General features: G+C 68.3%; 13 protein-coding genes. 10 read left to right on the forward strand and 3 right to left on the reverse strand.

What is annotated here, in order from left to right:
* Positions 1-12 precede the first annotated feature (12 nt).
* The 9 genes from EKM57_RS01805 (at position 13) to EKM57_RS01850 (ending at position 11771) form a co-directional block, all read left to right on the forward strand.
* Entirely contained in the window at positions 13-1125 is a 1113-nt protein-coding gene (locus EKM57_RS01805; protein ID WP_129790737.1) for an NAD-dependent epimerase/dehydratase family protein, read from the forward strand.
* Entirely contained in the window at positions 1122-2213 is a 1092-nt protein-coding gene (locus tag EKM57_RS01810) for an SDR family NAD(P)-dependent oxidoreductase (protein ID WP_129790738.1), read from the forward strand. Before EKM57_RS01805 ends, EKM57_RS01810 begins: the two co-directional genes overlap by 4 nt.
* Complete coding sequence (locus EKM57_RS01815) at positions 2210-3334, forward strand: glycosyltransferase family 4 protein (RefSeq protein ID WP_129790739.1); 1125 nt, start codon at positions 2210-2212, stop codon at positions 3332-3334. The genes EKM57_RS01810 and EKM57_RS01815 overlap by 4 nt, the downstream gene beginning before the upstream one ends.
* Positions 3331-4440, forward strand: coding sequence for a glycosyltransferase (locus EKM57_RS01820; RefSeq protein WP_129790740.1), 1110 nt, complete (start codon positions 3331-3333; stop codon positions 4438-4440). The genes EKM57_RS01815 and EKM57_RS01820 overlap by 4 nt, the downstream gene beginning before the upstream one ends.
* Positions 4437-5525 carry a glycosyltransferase gene (locus EKM57_RS01825; RefSeq protein WP_129790741.1) on the forward strand — a complete coding sequence of 363 codons (1089 nt, stop codon included), beginning with the start codon at positions 4437-4439 and terminating at the stop codon, positions 5523-5525. Before EKM57_RS01820 ends, EKM57_RS01825 begins: the two co-directional genes overlap by 4 nt.
* Positions 5522-7678, forward strand: coding sequence for a bifunctional glycosyltransferase/UDP-glucuronate decarboxylase (locus EKM57_RS22750; RefSeq protein ID WP_371414110.1), 2157 nt, complete (start codon positions 5522-5524; stop codon positions 7676-7678). Before EKM57_RS01825 ends, EKM57_RS22750 begins: the two co-directional genes overlap by 4 nt.
* Entirely contained in the window at positions 7675-8649 is a 975-nt protein-coding gene (locus tag EKM57_RS01840) for a zinc-binding dehydrogenase (protein WP_206185258.1), read from the forward strand. Before EKM57_RS22750 ends, EKM57_RS01840 begins: the two co-directional genes overlap by 4 nt.
* Positions 8646-9701 carry a Gfo/Idh/MocA family protein gene (locus tag EKM57_RS01845; RefSeq protein ID WP_129790742.1) on the forward strand — a complete coding sequence of 352 codons (1056 nt, stop codon included), beginning with the start codon at positions 8646-8648 and terminating at the stop codon, positions 9699-9701. The genes EKM57_RS01840 and EKM57_RS01845 overlap by 4 nt, the downstream gene beginning before the upstream one ends.
* 90 nt (positions 9702-9791) lie before the next feature.
* Entirely contained in the window at positions 9792-11771 is a 1980-nt protein-coding gene (locus EKM57_RS01850; protein ID WP_206185259.1) for a BCCT family transporter, read from the forward strand.
* Positions 11772-11854: 83 nt separating this feature from the next.
* On the opposite strand, the gene EKM57_RS21725 is transcribed toward EKM57_RS01850, so the two are convergent.
* The gene (locus EKM57_RS21725; RefSeq protein WP_165357144.1) at positions 11855-12016 is read right to left on the reverse strand and encodes a hypothetical protein; all 162 of its coding nucleotides are present in this window, start codon (positions 12014-12016) and stop codon (positions 11855-11857) included.
* A 58-nt stretch (positions 12017-12074) separates the two neighbouring features.
* On the opposite strand from EKM57_RS21725, the gene EKM57_RS01855 reads away from it, so the two are divergent.
* Positions 12075-13394, forward strand: coding sequence for a S9 family peptidase (locus EKM57_RS01855; protein ID WP_129790743.1), 1320 nt, complete (start codon positions 12075-12077; stop codon positions 13392-13394).
* A 57-nt stretch (positions 13395-13451) separates the two neighbouring features.
* Here the strand turns inward: EKM57_RS01855 and EKM57_RS01860 are convergent, their stop codons facing one another.
* The gene (locus EKM57_RS01860; RefSeq protein WP_165357145.1) at positions 13452-13769 is read right to left on the reverse strand and encodes a dihydrofolate reductase family protein; all 318 of its coding nucleotides are present in this window, start codon (positions 13767-13769) and stop codon (positions 13452-13454) included.
* 190 nt (positions 13770-13959) lie between these two features.
* Positions 13960-15126, reverse strand: coding sequence for a DJ-1/PfpI family protein (locus EKM57_RS01865; RefSeq protein WP_129790745.1), 1167 nt, complete (start codon positions 15124-15126; stop codon positions 13960-13962).
* Positions 15127-15249: the final 123 nt, after the last annotated feature.

The raw sequence follows: 15249 nt of genomic DNA on the forward strand, positions 1-15249 counted from the left end.
GGGGACTCGAAGTTGCCTGAAAGAATAATCGTAACCGGAGGTGCCGGTTTCATCGGTAGGGCCGTGACGGGCGAACTGCTGCGGCGCGGGCACGAGGTCCGGGTGCTCGACAGTCTGATCGACCAGGTCCATGGTGGCGGCGTCCCCGCGGATTTTCCGGCCGAAGCCGAGCTTATCCGCGGCGATGTCCGCGACCGCGACGTGGTCGCTCGGGCGCTGGACGGCGTGGATGCAGTCATCCACCTCGCGGCCGAGGTCGGGGTCGGCCAGTCCATGTATGCGGTCGAGCGCTACACCTCGGTAAACGAACTCGGCACCGCGGTCCTTTTCGAGAGGTTGATCGAGCGCCCCGTACGCCGGGTCGTCACCGCGTCGTCGATGAGCATCTACGGTGAGGGCCTCTATCTCGATGCCGACGGCCGCCCGGTGGAGGATGCCGAGCGCCGCCCGCGCGTCTCCGCCGCCGAGGGCTGGGATCCGCTGGACCGTCAGGGCCGCCCGCTTCGTCCGGTGCCGACCCCTGAATGGAAACGCCCCAGCCTCGCCTCGATCTACGCGCTCGGCAAATATGCGCAGGAGCGCCAGACCCTCATCATGACCGGCGCCTACGGCATGGAAGGCGTTTGTCTCAGGCTGTTCAACGTCTACGGGCCGGGTCAGGCGCTCTCGAATCCCTATACCGGCGTACTCGCGATCTTCGCATCGCGCCTGCTCAATGGCCAGCGTCCGATGATCTTCGAAGATGGCGAGCAGCGCCGCGACTTCGTCTATGTCGGCGACGTCGCAAGGGCTTTCGCCGATGCGCTGGAGAAGCCCGAGACGAATGGCGAGGTGTTCAACATCGGCTCTGGCCGCGACCGCAGCGTCTCCGAAGTGGCGCGCGAGCTGGCCTTGGCGATGGGCCGGAACGATGTAGAGCCCGAGATCGTCGGCAAGTCCCGGGTCGGCGACATCCGCCACTGCTTCTGTGACGGGGGCAAGGCGGCCGATAGGCTCGGCTTTACCGCCCGAAAGGATTTCCGCGAGGGCCTGGCCGAGCTGGCCGAATGGGTCGCCGCCCAGACTGCGCATGACCGCGTCGACGAGGCGCGCGCCGAGCTGGAAGCGCGGGGGCTGGTGGCATGAGATCGCCCGCCACGTCCGCCCCGATCCTGATCACCGGCGGCGCAGGCTTCATCGGCAGCAACATCGCCGACGCCCTTGCGGCGGACGGGCACGAGGTAATCGTTTACGATTCCCTCGCCCGGCCCGGGGTCGAGCGCAATCTCGGCTGGCTTCGAGAGCGGCACGGCGCGCGGATCGTGCCCATCGTCGCCGACATCCGCGACGAGGACGAGCTGCGCCGCGCCGCCGCCGGGGTCCAGGCCGTCTTCCACATGGCCGCCCAGGTGGCGGTCACCACCAGCCTTGCCGACCCGCGCGAGGATTTCGAGATCAATCTGCGCGGCACGCTGAACCTCCTGGATGCGTTGCGCATGCGGGGCGAGCCGGTCCCCCTGATCTTCGCGTCGACCAACAAGGTTTATGGGGACCTCGCCGACATCCCCTTCATTCTCGAAGACGAACGCTATGTCCCGGGCGACGCGGGGGTCCGCACGCACGGCATAGACGAGACCCGGCCGCTCGATTTCCACACGCCCTATGGCTGCTCCAAAGGCGCCGCCGATCAATATGTGCTCGATTATTGCCGCAGCTACGCTCTGCCGACCGCCGTGGTGCGAATGAGCTGCATCTACGGCAGGCGGCAGATGGGAACGGAAGATCAGGGCTGGGTCGCTCATTTCCTGATCCGGGCTCTCGAGGGCGCGCCGATCACGCTCTATGGCGACGGCTGCCAGGTGCGCGACATCCTCGACGTCTCCAATGCGGTCGAGGCCTATCTCGCCGCCTGGCGGCGAATCGAACGGGTCGCCGGGCGCGCCTTCAACCTGGGCGGCGGCCCCGCCAATGCCGTGTCGCTGCGCGAACTCATCGCCCATATCGGAGCTCTGACCGGCCGCGAGGTCTCGGTGCGGCACGAGGATTGGCGGGCCGGCGACCAGCGCTATTTCGTCGCCGACACCAGGGCCGTGCGCGACACGCTCGGCCTTTCGTCGCCGGTGCCCTGGCGCGAGGGAGTCGCCCGGCTCGCCGAATGGCTCGAAAGCGACCGGCAACCCGCCAATACTGCGCCGCACAAGACGTCGCTCGCGGCTGCGGAGGCCCGGGCATGACCAAGCGCCTCAGCGTCCTGGTCACGACCGATGCGGTCGGCGGCGTCTGGACCTACGGCCTTGATCTCGCCCGCGGCCTGAGCCGGCTCGACATCGATATCACGCTGGCTGTGCTCGGCCCCTCCCCCACCCCGGTCCAGCAGGCAGCCGCGCGGGGGACTGGGGCGAGGCTGGTCGACACCCGCCTTCCGCTCGACTGGGTGACCGAGGACCCGTCCGCGCTCACGCGGGCCGGGCAGCGGATCGCCGAGTTGGCCGGCGAGGTCGGCGCCGATCTCGTCCAGCTTAACTCGCCCGCTTTGGCCGCCGGGATAAGCTTCCCGGTGCCGCTGGCCGCCGTCATGCATAGCTGCGTCGCCACCTGGTGGGAGGCCGTGCACGGCACCGACCTTCCGCAGGATTTCGTCTGGCGGACCGGCCGCGTCGCCGCCGGCCTGGCGAACGCCGACAAGGTCGTGACGCCCAGCGCTGCCTTCGGCGAGGCAGTGCGCCGCTGCTACCGCCTCGCGGAGGCGCCTGCGACGGTGCTCAACGGCCGTTCCCCGCTCCGGCTGCCCGAGGCCGCGGGGCATGATTTCTGCTTCACCGCTGGCCGTCTGTGGGACGCGGGCAAGAATCTGGCGACCCTCGACGCGGCCGCCGCTCGGATCGGCATTCCCTTCCATGCTGCCGGGCCGACCACCGGGCCCAACGGCGCGACTGCCACGTTCGAACATCTCCATTGCCTCGGCTCGATCGAGGAAGCGGAGATAGGCCGCTGGCTGTCGGCTCGCCCGGTCTTCGCCTCTGCCGCCCTGTACGAACCGTTTGGCCTCGCCGTCCTGGAGGCGGCGATGGCCGGCTGCCCCCTGGTACTGTCCGACATCCCCACCTTCCGCGAGCTGTGGGAGGATGCGGCCGTGTTCGTGCCCCCCACCGACGCGGATGGCTTTGCCGAGGCGATTGCGGATCTGGCGGGAGACGATTTCGCGCGCGCCGCCCGCGGCCGCGCCGCCAAGGCCCGTGCGGCGCGCTACACGCCGGAGGCGATGGCCGCCCGAATGGCGGAGATCTACCGGGGATTGGTGAAGGCCGAGCGGGCTCCGAAGGGGAAGTCCGGGACGATGGTGGCCGCGGCATGAGGATCGTCTATTTCACCCATTCGCTGCGCTCCTGCTGGAATCACGGCAACGCCCACTTCCTGCGCGGCGTCCTTCGCGAGCTGATCCACGCGGGCCATGACGTCGCCGTCTGGGAGCCCGAGGGCGCGTGGAGCCTCGCCAATCTTCTCGCGGACCACGGCGAAGCGGGCCTCGCCGCCTGGCGCGATGCCTATCCGGAGCTTTCCTCGCGCAGTTACGGGCCCGATGCGGATCTCGAGGAAATGGTCGATGGCGCGGGCCTCGTCCTTGTCCACGAGTGGAACGACCCGGATCTGGTCGCGCGGCTCGGACGCCTGCGCGCCCGCGGCGGCGACTTCCTGCTGCTGTTCCACGACACCCATCACCGCGCCGTCTCGGCGCCCGACGAGCTCAGGGGCTGCAATCTTCCGGCCTATGACGGCATCCTCGCTTTTGGAGAATCGCTCGCGCGCGTCTACCGCGAGATGGGCTGGGGCGACGACGTCTTCGTCTGGCACGAGGCGGCCGACACGCGCCTGTTTCACCCTCCGACGCAGCCCACGACCCGCGAAGGGTTGGTGTGGATCGGCAATTGGGGCGACGGCGAGCGCACACGCGAGCTCGAGGAATATCTGCTCCAACCGGCGCGCGAGGCCGGCCTGCCGCTCGACATTTATGGCGTTCGCTATCCGGAGGCCGCGAAACGAACGCTGAAGCGCGAAGGCGCCGCTTACCATGGATGGCTCGCCAATGCCCGCGCGCCGGAGATATTCGCGCGCCATCTCGCCACCGTCCACGTTCCGCGCCGCTTCTATGCCGCCTTGCTTCCCGGAATCCCGACGATCCGGATGTTCGAGGCGCTGGCCTGTGGCATTCCTTTGGTCACCGCCCCGTGGAGCGACAGCGAGCATCTGTTCCGGCCCGGAACCGACTATCTCGTCGCCCCCGACGGCGCCGCCATGACCCGGCACCTGCGGGCCCTCGCAGCCGACGCGGACCTGCGCCGAAGTCTTGCGGCGCACGGGCTGGAGACGATCCGCGCCCGCCACAGCTGCGCCCACCGCGCCGCCGAGCTCGTCTCGATCGCCGGGCGGCTGCGCGGAAATCGATTGGAGAAAGTTGCATGAAGATTGCCTTTTACGGCTCCAGCCTCCTTTCCTCCTACTGGAACGGGGCGGCGACCTACTATCGCGGCCTGCTGCGCGACCTCGCCGCGCGCGGCTATGAAATCACCTTCTACGAACCCGACGCCTTCGATCGGCAGAAGCATCGCGACATCGACCCCCCCGAATGGGCGAAGGTGGTCGTGTGGGACGCGACCCCGGACGGCCTCCGGCGCGTTTTGGCCGAGGCGAAGCAGGCCGACATCGTCGTCAAGGCCAGTGGCGTCGGCGTGTTCGACGCCGAGTTGCTCCAGGGCGTGATCGACCATAGCCGCGAAGGGGCGCTCCGTCTGTTCTGGGACGTCGATGCCGCCGCGACCCTCGAAGAGATGCGAGGCGACGCAGGCCATCCGGTGCGCCGCGCCCTTTCCGCCCTCGACATGGTGCTGACCTATGGTGGCGGGCCGCCGGTGGTTGCGGCCTATCAGGGATTCGGCGCCGCCCGTTGCGTCCCGATCTACAACGCGCTCGACCCTTCCACCCATCATCCGGTGGAGCCCGACCCGCGCTTCGCTTCCGATTTGGCCTTTCTAGGCAACAGGCTTCCCGATCGCGAGGCGCGGGTGGAGGAATTCTTCCTCAAGGCCGCCGCCTCGCTCCCGGATCGGGCCTTCCTGATCGGCGGCAATGGGTGGGAGACCAAGACGATGCCGTCCAATGTCCGCCATCTCGGCCACGTCTACACACGCGAGCACAACGCGTTCAACGCGACTCCCCGGGCGGTGCTCAACGTCGCGCGCGACAGCATGGCCGATATCGGCTTCTCGCCGGCCACCCGCGTGTTCGAAGCGGCCGGCGCCGGAGCCTGCCTGATCACGGATGCGTGGGAGGGGATCGAGATGTTCCTCAAGCCCGGCGAGGAAGTGCTGGTCGCCCGCGACGGCGCCGACGTCGCGGATCATTTGCGCGGCCTCACGCCGGAGGTGGCCCGACGAATAGGCAAGGCGGCGCTGGAACGAGTCCGTGCGGAGCATAGCTACGCCCGTCGCGGGGCTCAGGTCGACGCGATCCTCCGCAAGGCGGCGCGCCCGGAAAGGAATGCGGCATGAAGCTGGTCGTCCTCGGTCTCAGCCTGTCCTCCTCCTGGGGCAACGGCCATGCCACCACCTACCGCTCGCTGCTCAAGGCGTTCGCGGCCCGCGGCCACGACATATTGTTCCTCGAACGGGACGTGCCCTGGTACCGCGCCCATCGCGACCTCGCCCGGCCGGATTTCTGCAGTCTGGCCTTCTACCGGACTCCCGAGGAGCTCGCCCGCTGGTCGGACGAGATCGCCTCGGCGGACGCGGTGATGGTCGGCTCCTACGTCCCCGACGGGGTCGAGGTCGGCCGTTTCGTCCAGCGCACCGCGCGCGGCGTCACCGCCTTCTACGATATCGACACGCCTGTGACGCTGGCGAAGCTGGAGCGGGACGATCACGAATATCTCGCGCCCGACCTCATCCCGGGCTTCGACCTCTATCTCTCCTTCACCGGCGGGCCCACGCTAAAGCGGATCGAGCGGGACTATGGATCGCCCGCCGCCCGCGCCCTCTATTGCTGCGTCGACCCGGCCGCCTACCCGCCGCTCCAGGTCCCGAAGAAGTGGGACCTCTCTTATCTCGGAACCTATAGCGACGACCGCCAGCCGACGCTGGAGCGACTGCTTATCGAACCGGCTCGCCGGCTGCCGCATCTGCGCTTCGCCGTCGCCGGTCCGCAATATCCTGAAGGGATCGACTGGCCCGCCAATGTCGAGCGGATCGACCATGTCGCGCCGGCGGACCATGCGGCCTTCTACGCCGCTTCGCGCTTCACCCTGAACGTCACCCGTGCCGACATGATTGCTGCCGGCTGGTCTCCTTCGGTGCGTCTGTTCGAAGCCGCGGCCTGCGCCGTCCCGGTCATCTCGGATCGGTGGGACGGGCTAGACAGCCTGCTCCTGCCGGATCGCGAAATCCTGCTCGCCGACACGACCGAGGACGTCACCGCCCGACTCGCGCGGACCCCCGACGGCGAGGCCGGATCGATCGGCCGCGCGGCCCGCGCCCGCATTCTCGCCTCGCACACCTCGGCCCATCGGGCCCGATCGCTCGAGACGCTGATCGACGAAGCCGGGGTGGCCCGCGCAAGCGATGACAAGACCATAATCAACAGGACTCCGGAGAGGGAGCCGATCATGAAGAATGACAGGTCCAGGACCATATTGGTGACCGGCGGCGCCGGCTTCATCGGGTCGCACATCTGCGATGCGCTGATCGCCGAGGGCGCAACCGTCGTCTGCCTCGACAATTTCATGACCGGGAGGCGCGAGAACATCGCCCATCTCGAGCGCGAGGAACGGTTCGAACTGTTCGAATGCGACGTGATCGACCGCCTGCCCTACCGGCTCGAAAACGGGCGCGCCCGCTTCGACCAGATCTACCATCTCGCCTGCGCAGCCTCACCGCCGCATTACCAGGCGGACCCCGAGCATACGATGCTGACCAACGTGCTCGGTACCCGAAACATGCTCCAGCTCGCCGAGCGCACCGGTGCGCGCCTGCTGCTGACCTCCACGAGCGAAGTCTATGGCGATCCCGAAGTGCATCCGCAGCCGGAAACCTATCGCGGCTGGGTGAGCTGCACGGGGCCGCGCGCCTGCTATGACGAGGGCAAGCGGGCGGCAGAGACGCTGGCCTTCGATTATCTGCGCAGCGGCCGGGGCGACGTGCGCGTCGCGCGCATCTTCAACACCTACGGCCCCCGCATGCGTCCGGACGACGGCCGCGTCGTGTCGAACGTCATCTGCCAGGCGCTCGCCGGTGACGACATCACCGTCTATGGCGATGGCACACAGACTCGCAGCTTCTGCTTCGTCAGCGATATGGTCGACGGGCTGATGCGGCTGATGGTCAGCGATCGCGCCGTCGGGGTTCCGGTCAATCTCGGTAACCCGAACGAACTCACCGTGATCGACCTCGTACGGCGCGTCCTCGCGCTGACCGGATCGGACTCGCGCATCGTCCACCGCCCTCTGCCCGAGGACGATCCGCGGCGGCGGCAGCCCGATATAGCCCGCGCGGCCCGGCTGCTCGGCTGGCGGCCCCGGGTCAGCCTGCAGGAAGGGCTCGGAGTGACCACGGCCTGGTTTGCCAAGGAGGAAGCGTTGCGGCTCGGGCGGCACCAGCCCGAGGACAGGAGCGAAGGCGGCCGGGCGCCCCTGGTCGAAGCGGCGGAATGAGCGGTCCCGGCACGATGCGGGCCGCCGTGCTGACCGGCCCGGGCTCTCTCAGGATCGAAACGGCGCCGGTGCCGGAGCCCCGGGCCGGCCAAGTCCGGATCCGCCTGGAAGGCTGCGGCGTATGCGCTTCGAACCTTACCCCCTGGGCCGGGCCGGAATGGATGCGCTTCCCCACCGATCCAGGTGCGCTCGGCCACGAAGGCTGGGGAATCGTCGATGCGCTCGGCGACGGCGTGACCGGGCTGGTCCCTGGCGACAGGGTCGCCGCCTTGAGCTTCGCCAGCTATGCCGAATATGACGTCGCCGCGGCCGATGCGGTGGTGCCGCTGCCGTCCAGTCTCGACGGGCTGGCTTTCCCCGGCGAGCCGTTCGGCTGCGCGATGAACATCTTCCGCCGAAGCGCGATCGAGGCCGGCCAGACGGTGGCCATCGTCGGCATCGGTTTCCTGGGGGCCGTGCTGACCCGCCTCGCCACGCAAGCGGGCGCACGGGTGATCGCCATCTCCCGCCGGCCTTTCTCGCTCGACCTCGCGCGTCGGATGGGCGCCGCCGAGACGATCCCGCTCGAGGACCATCATGGTATCGTCAGACGGGTCGCCGAGCTGACCGACGGCCGGATGTGCGAACGCGTCATCGAGGCGGTCGGAATGCAATGGCCGCTCGATCTCGCCGCCGAGCTCACCGCCGAGGGCGGGCGCTTGGTCGTCGCGGGCTATCACCAGGACGGTCCGCGACAGGTCAACATGCAGCTGTGGAACTGGCGCGGCTTCGACGTGATCAACGCGCATGAGCGCGACCCGGCCGTGGCGCGCCGCGGCATGGCCGAGGCGGTCGCCCAGATCGCCAGCGGCCGCCTCGACCCGTCGCAACTGCTGACCCACGAATATCCGCTGGAGGGCCTGGGCGACGCGCTGAACGCCACTCGCGACCGTCCGGAGGGTTTCCTTAAGGCGGTGGTGAGGCTTTCATGAACGCCGCAGGCCCGCGTCCGAAGATCGGCTTCCTCGGTGTCGGCTGGATCGGCCGCCACCGGATGGAAGCGATGCTCGCCGGCGGCGCCGTCGAGGCTGTCGCCGTCGCGGACCCGAGCGACGAAGCGGCCGCAGAGGCCCTGCGGCTCGCGCCCGCCGCAAGGCGGGTGCCCGACCTCGACGCCATGCTCGATCTGGGGCCGGACGGAATCGTCATCGCGACGCCGAGTGCGCTCCATGCCGGTCAGTCCGTCCGCGCGCTCGAAGCGGGCGCTGCGGTTTTCTGCCAGAAGCCGTTGGGCCGGACCGCGGCGGAAGTGGAAGGCGTGGTCGAGGCGGCTCGCCGCGCCGATCTGCTGCTCGGGGTCGACCTGTCCTACCGCCACACCGAAGGCATGAAGAAGATCCGCGCTCTGGCCGACGGCGATGCACTTGGCCGCCTCTATGCGGCGGACCTCGTCTTTCACAACGGCTACGGCCCCGACAAGGGCTGGTTCTACGATCCGGCCCAATCGGGCGGCGGCTGCGTCATGGATCTCGGCGTCCACCTCGTCGACCTGGCTTTGTGGATGCTCCACTTTCCCGAGGTGCGCGAGGTCTCGGCCCGCCTCTACGCTCAGGGCCGGCCCGTTGCAGCGGGAGAGGTCGAGGACCATGCGGTCGTGACGCTCGATCTCGCAAACGGCGCGACGGTGCGGGTCGCCTGCTCCTGGCGCCTCCAGGTCGGCTGCGACGCGGTCATCTCGGCCGAATTTTACGGCACCGAGGGCGGCGCGGCGCTGCGCAACGTGGACGGGTCCTTCTACGACTTCACCGCCGACCATTATCGCGGCACCGCCCGCGAGCGCCTCGCCTCGCCTCCCGATCCATGGGGCGGCCGCGCCGCCGCCGATTGGGCTGCCCGCCTGGCCGCCGGCGCGAGGTTCGACCAGTCGACCGAAGGTCTCGTCGAGACGGCGCGGGTGCTGGATCGTATCTACGGTCGCGATCCGGCCGCCCCGGTGGCCGCCGCGGACGCGACCGAAGGCGCGAGGCGGCTGAACGCGGCCTGATCCGCCGACGGCGTCCGGGACAAAGGGGCAACCGATGCCGCCCCATCTCGTTACCGCGCTGACGAAAGCCGTCGCGAGCCCGGAGGCTCCATGAGCGAACCAGTGCCGGAGGAATCCCCCGATCCGGGCGTCGGCCGCAGGATGCAGGTCAATCCGCCGGTCTTCTTCGTCTCGGCCGCGCTGATCCTTGCCTTCGCCTTGTTCGGCGCCTTGCTGCCGGACCAGGCGGGACGAATGTTCGGCGCGGTCCAGGCCGTCATCGTCGAGGATTTCGGCTGGTTCTACATCCTCGCGGTTGCCGGCTTCCTGCTGTTCGTCATCTTCCTGATGCTCAGCCGCTACGGCGACGTGAAACTGGGCCCGGACGACAGCGAGCCCGATTACGGCTATCTGTCCTGGTTCGCGATGCTGTTCAGCGCCGGGATGGGCATCGGCCTCATCTTCTTCGGCGTCGCCGAGCCGATCCAGCATTATGCGCTGCCCCCGGTCGGCGAGGGGCGGACGATCGAAGCGGCCCGCCAGGCGATGGTGCTGACCTTCTTCCACTGGGGCCTGCACGCTTGGGCCATCTACATCATTGTCGGCCTGGCGCTCGCTTATTTCGCCTTCCGCCGCGGCCTCCCGCTCGCGGTACGTTCGGCACTCTATCCGCTGATCGGAGAGCGCATTAACGGCCCGATCGGCCATGCCATCGACATATTCGCGGTGCTCGGCACGATGTTCGGAGTGGCGACGTCGCTCGGCCTCGGCGTGCTGCAGGTGAATGCAGGCTTCGGCTATCTCTTTGGGCTCCCGACCTCGACCCTGGCTCAGCTGGTGCTGATCGCGGTGATCACGGGCATGGCGACCGTCTCGGTGGTGCTTGGCCTGGATCGCGGGGTGAAACGCCTCTCGGAGCTCAACATCATCCTCGCGGTGATCCTGCTGGCGTTCATCCTCTTTACCGGCTCGACCGTGTTCCTGCTCCAGGCCTTCGTCCAGAATATCGGGACCTATTTGAGCGAGGTCGTGCCGCGGACCTTCCGCATGTACGCTTACGAGCCCAATCCGTGGCTCGGCGATTGGACGCTCTTCTACTGGGGATGGTGGATCGCCTGGTCGCCCTTCGTCGGAATGTTCATCGCCCGCATCTCGCGCGGGCGTACGATCCGCGAGTTCGTGACGGGGGTGCTGCTCGTGCCGGTACTCTTCACCTTCCTTTGGATGACGGTGTTCGGCAACAGCGCGATCGCGCTCGACCTCGCCGGCGCCGCGCCGATCGCCGACACGGTCGCAGACAATCTGCCGATCGCCTTGTTCGAAATGCTGGACGCGCTTCCGCTGACGGCGATCACCTCCGGCCTCGCTACCTTGCTGGTCATCACTTTCTTCGTCACCTCGGCGGATTCGGGTTCCCTGGTGATCGACATCATCACCTCGGGCGACGCCGAAAACCCGCCGGTGTGGCAGCGCGTCTTCTGGGCCCTGTGCGCGGGGACGGTCGCGGCGGTCCTGCTGGTCGCTGGCGGCCTCCAGGCGCTGCAGACCGCCGCCATCGCCAGCGCCCTACCCTTCGCGGTCGTCATGATCTTCATCTGCTACGGACTTCTTCGCGCGCTTCAGATGGAGGCGACGGGGTTTCCGGTGGGGCTAGCCACCGCCTCGGGCACAGGCACGGGCATGGGGTGGCAGCAGAGGCTGTCCAGCATCCTTCGTTTTCACGGCCGCGGCGAGGTCCGGGGCTTCCTGGCCGGGACGGCCCGGCCGGCGCTCGAAGCGGTGGCGGCGCAGATGCGCGAGCAGGGCCTGTCCCCCGAGCTCGCCGAGGACGAAGACCATCTCGACCTCACCGTGCCGCACGGCGAACGAGGCATGTTTCGATACGCCATCCGCGTTCGCGCCTTCCGCGCGCCGACCTTCGCCTGGGCAGAGACGCGCCGGACCCAGGATTCCGACCCGCAGCACTTTCGCGCATTGGTCTACACGGAGGGCGACCAGCCGCACGACGTCACCGGCTTCACCAACGATCAGCTGATCAACGACCTGCTCCAGCGATATGCGCGGTTCCGACAGGCGCGAAGAATGGCGTGACGCCGAGGCGGCGGGAGGATCGAGGCAATCGCGCTCCACGACGGCCGTAGCTACGATCCGTGCGCCATGTCCGGCCGCGCCGATCATTCCTCGGTCGGCGGGCTTTCTCGTGAGCAAGCGCCGTCCGAACTGGCCTGGTTGCGCAGCCTTTCGGGAAGCCGGCGCAGGATGTGGGCGAGGTAGACAGCGCGCTGGTCGTGAACGAAATCCTTGCCCGGCTCGAGCTCGGCAGCAGCGTTTGACATAAATATGTAAATCTTTACATAAACCGCGCTCCTTGAATAGGCATGGCGGGGTCGCGGCATGAATCTGGTGATGTTGCCTTTGGCGATGGCCCTCGCGGCGGCCGCTCCGCCGCAGGATCCGCCGCCCGAACATTGCGCCATCGGGGCCTATTCCCTCCCGGACGGGAGCTTCGTCGATGTCGCGCCCGCGGACGGCGCCGCTCTTCGTTGGCGCCGGCCCGACGGGACCACCGGTGCCCTTGCCGCCACGCCCGGCGGCGGCTGGGCCAGCACTCTGGGATGGACCGGTCGCCCGGATGGCGTGCAAGTTTCGTTCGATTGCGCGCGCGATACGATCGTCTTCGACGGTCGACGGGGTGAGCGGATGAAGTTCGACGTCGCCGAGACCCGTTTCGAGGTAGACGGTGCCGTTCTGGCGGGGCGCCTGATAATGCCTCCAGGTGACCAGCCGGTTCCGGTCGTGGTCCTCGTCCACGGCGCCGAACGCATGTCGGCGCGCGAAGCCTATGCGCTGCAACGAATGTTCCCGGCTGCCGGGATCGGCGCCTTCGTGTACGACAAGCGTGGAACGGGGGCTTCGACCGGACAATATACTCATGATTACGCCACGCTGGCGACCGACGCGATCTCGGCAGCCGATGAAGCGCGGCGGTTGGGCGGCAGCCGGATATCCCGCATCGGCTATCAGGCGGGCAGCCAGGGAGGATGGGTGGCGCCGCTCGCCGCTCAAATCGATCCCGTCGATTTCATCATCGTGAGCTTCGGCCTCGCCGTCTCGCCCGCGGCGGCGGAACGCGAGCTGATCGTCGCGGCGCTGAGGCGGCATGGCTTCGGGCCCGAAGCGATCGCCGGCGCCATGGAAATCTCACAGGCCGTCGAGGCGGTGATCGATAGCAATTTCCAGTCCGGCTACGATCGGCTCGCGGACGTTCGCGATCGTTATGCCGACGAACCCTGGTTCGCCCATGCCGGCGGCAGCTTCGTCGGCATGATCCTCGGAATGCCGCCCGAGCAGCTCCGCCGCGAAGGCCCGAAGCTCGCGCCGAACATATCGCTTTACTATGATCCCTTGCCGGTGCTCCGAAATCTCGACACGCCGCAATTGTGGATCCTGGCCGAAGAGGACCTCGTCGCTCCGGTGGCCGGCACGTCGCGCCGCCTCGCCGAGCTGGAGAAAGCGGGACGGCCGATCACGACGGCCATCTTCGCCGACGCCGAGCACGGCATGTACGGATACGAGATCGCGGCCGATGGCTCTCGCGTGTCGACCCGCGCTCCGGAGGGCTATTTCCCGATGATGCGCGATTACGTCCTGACCGGCCGTACCGGCCCTCGCTACGGAGCACGGATCCTGAACAGCGCCGCCGGCCGCGAATAGGCCCGATCGCGCCTTCGGAGACCTCCGTCCGGGACGATGGCGAGCGGCGGATGAGCCCTAGCTCCGCTCGATCGTGTAGAGCAGGTGCATCGCGGAGGCGGTCGCGACAGCGGAGCTCAGGGTCAGGTTCCGAGGCTGCTCCTCCAGATTCTCGAACAGGCGCAGACCGCTCCCGAAGATCACCGGCGCGACGTGCAGTTGGAGAGAGTCGACGAGGTTACCCGATAGCACCTGCTGGATCAGCGACGCCCCGCCCATCACGGCGACGTCGCGACCGGCCGCGGCCTGCGTGGCGGTCTCGATCGCGACTTCGAGGTTCGGCGCGTATAGGTAGACGCTGGCCTCGCGGAGGCTGGCTGGAGGCCTGTGCGTCACCACTATGGTAGGAACGCGCAACGGGCCGGACGGTCCGTCACCGCCCCACCCCCGGAGCGAATGATCGATCGACGTTCAACTTGCTCACATATGGCTCCTCTGCGACGGCATGGGGCGATCCATCGGCTCCGATCATGATCGCCTCGTCCCACGGCTAGTCCGCCCTTCGGTCGCGTGCCCGGAAGATCGATCATTGGCTGCCTCGGGGCCCGGAGCCGGATCGAGGATATTCCAGTTGCATCGCGACCATGGCAGCCGTCCGGGGCCCGAAACGGTGCGACAGCGCCTGGAGCGCCTGCTCGAGCGCTTCGGCCGGCCGCTGGCGCGAAGGATCCGGAAGAGTCCGCGCCTTCGCCCAGCCCGATTCGACCCGGTCGGGGAGGATGAGGAGGCCGTTGCGGCTCCGCCGTGGATCGGCGGACGCAGCATAGGTCACCGCCGTGGATCGATAGGTCCGCGACCACGCATCCGCCACCAGCGCGAGCGACACTTCGTCGATCCCGGGGGTCAGCCGGATCCCGAACTGCTCGCGATTCCAGAAGGGAATCGCATTTGCCATGACCGTCGTCACGAAGGGCCGGGAGAGAAGGAATCCGCTGCTGTCATGACGGGCATCCCAAGTGGAGAGCCCAAGGTCCCGGGCGACCGCCCCGGCCCGCTCGGGGCCTGCAACGGCCTCGATGAGCGTCAGCATCATCGGCATGGAGGCGGTGATCCCGGTCGTCGTGGCGACACCCCGGTCGACGACGAAGCGGCGGTTTCGGACATATTGGATCGTCGGGTGCCGCTCGAGCATCTCGCGCAGGTAATACCAGTGGGTCGTCGCTCGCCTGCCGTCGAGCAGCCCGGCGGCGGCGACCACCTTTGCGCCTGCGCATATTCCGATCGTGATCGCGCCCTTGCCGGCCTGGCTCCTGATCCATTGCAAGGCAGCGGGATCGTCGTCCCGGCTCATCGCCGGAACGATCACATAATCCGCGCCGCGCGGATGGTCCCGGTCGAACTCGGCCACGGTCGCCTGCGGGACCACTTTAAGGGCAGGGTAAAGGTCGACGGGGCCGGGTTCGGTCGACAGCGCCACCACATCGGCGACGTCGGCTCGCCGCAATATGCCGTAGGGCATGAGATAGTCGGTCGTTTCGGTGGCGTCGTTGATGCCGATGATCGCGATCAGCGGCCGCCGGCGCTTGGGCGGCCGCAGCGCCGACAGGGTGGCGGCCGTCTCCTGCGCCGGCACCGGCGCCGCGGCGGCGCTCGCCGCCGGAACTGGAGGAAGGGTGACGATCCATGCCGCGCCTGCGGCGGCGAGCAGGCCTGCGACGCCTGCAAGAACGCGAATCGCCAGACGCCTGTTCATGATGTCCGTCCTCCTGGCCGCCGCCGGGACGTGACGTGTCGGAGGAAGGTCGGCCAGCCTGGCGTTCGTCAGTGGTGCAGTTCATGCGCGAACGGTGCGGCTCCAGGCGGCCCGCACCGGCGG

The sequence above is a fragment of the Sphingosinicella sp. CPCC 101087 genome, from assembly GCF_004151485.1.
Lineage (GTDB): Bacteria > Pseudomonadota > Alphaproteobacteria > Sphingomonadales > Sphingomonadaceae > Allosphingosinicella.

Excerpts from the sequence above, each read along its gene's own strand:
- EKM57_RS01820 (WP_129790740.1), top strand. The coding sequence starts at position 3,331 with ATGAGGATCGTCTATTTCACCCATTCGCTGCGCTCCTGCTGGAATCAC.
- EKM57_RS01865 (WP_129790745.1), bottom strand. The coding sequence starts at position 15,126 with ATGAACAGGCGTCTGGCGATTCGCGTTCTTGCAGGCGTCGCAGGCCTG.
- EKM57_RS01810 (WP_129790738.1), top strand. The coding sequence starts at position 1,122 with ATGAGATCGCCCGCCACGTCCGCCCCGATCCTGATCACCGGCGGCGCA.
- EKM57_RS22750 (WP_371414110.1), top strand. The coding sequence starts at position 5,522 with ATGAAGCTGGTCGTCCTCGGTCTCAGCCTGTCCTCCTCCTGGGGCAAC.
- EKM57_RS01845 (WP_129790742.1), top strand. The coding sequence starts at position 8,646 with ATGAACGCCGCAGGCCCGCGTCCGAAGATCGGCTTCCTCGGTGTCGGC.
- EKM57_RS01840 (WP_206185258.1), top strand. The coding sequence starts at position 7,675 with ATGAGCGGTCCCGGCACGATGCGGGCCGCCGTGCTGACCGGCCCGGGC.
- EKM57_RS01825 (WP_129790741.1), top strand. The coding sequence starts at position 4,437 with ATGAAGATTGCCTTTTACGGCTCCAGCCTCCTTTCCTCCTACTGGAAC.
- EKM57_RS01815 (WP_129790739.1), top strand. The coding sequence starts at position 2,210 with ATGACCAAGCGCCTCAGCGTCCTGGTCACGACCGATGCGGTCGGCGGC.
- EKM57_RS21725 (WP_165357144.1), bottom strand. The coding sequence starts at position 12,016 with ATGTCAAACGCTGCTGCCGAGCTCGAGCCGGGCAAGGATTTCGTTCAC.
- EKM57_RS01855 (WP_129790743.1), top strand. The coding sequence starts at position 12,075 with ATGAATCTGGTGATGTTGCCTTTGGCGATGGCCCTCGCGGCGGCCGCT.
- EKM57_RS01850 (WP_206185259.1), top strand. The coding sequence starts at position 9,792 with ATGAGCGAACCAGTGCCGGAGGAATCCCCCGATCCGGGCGTCGGCCGC.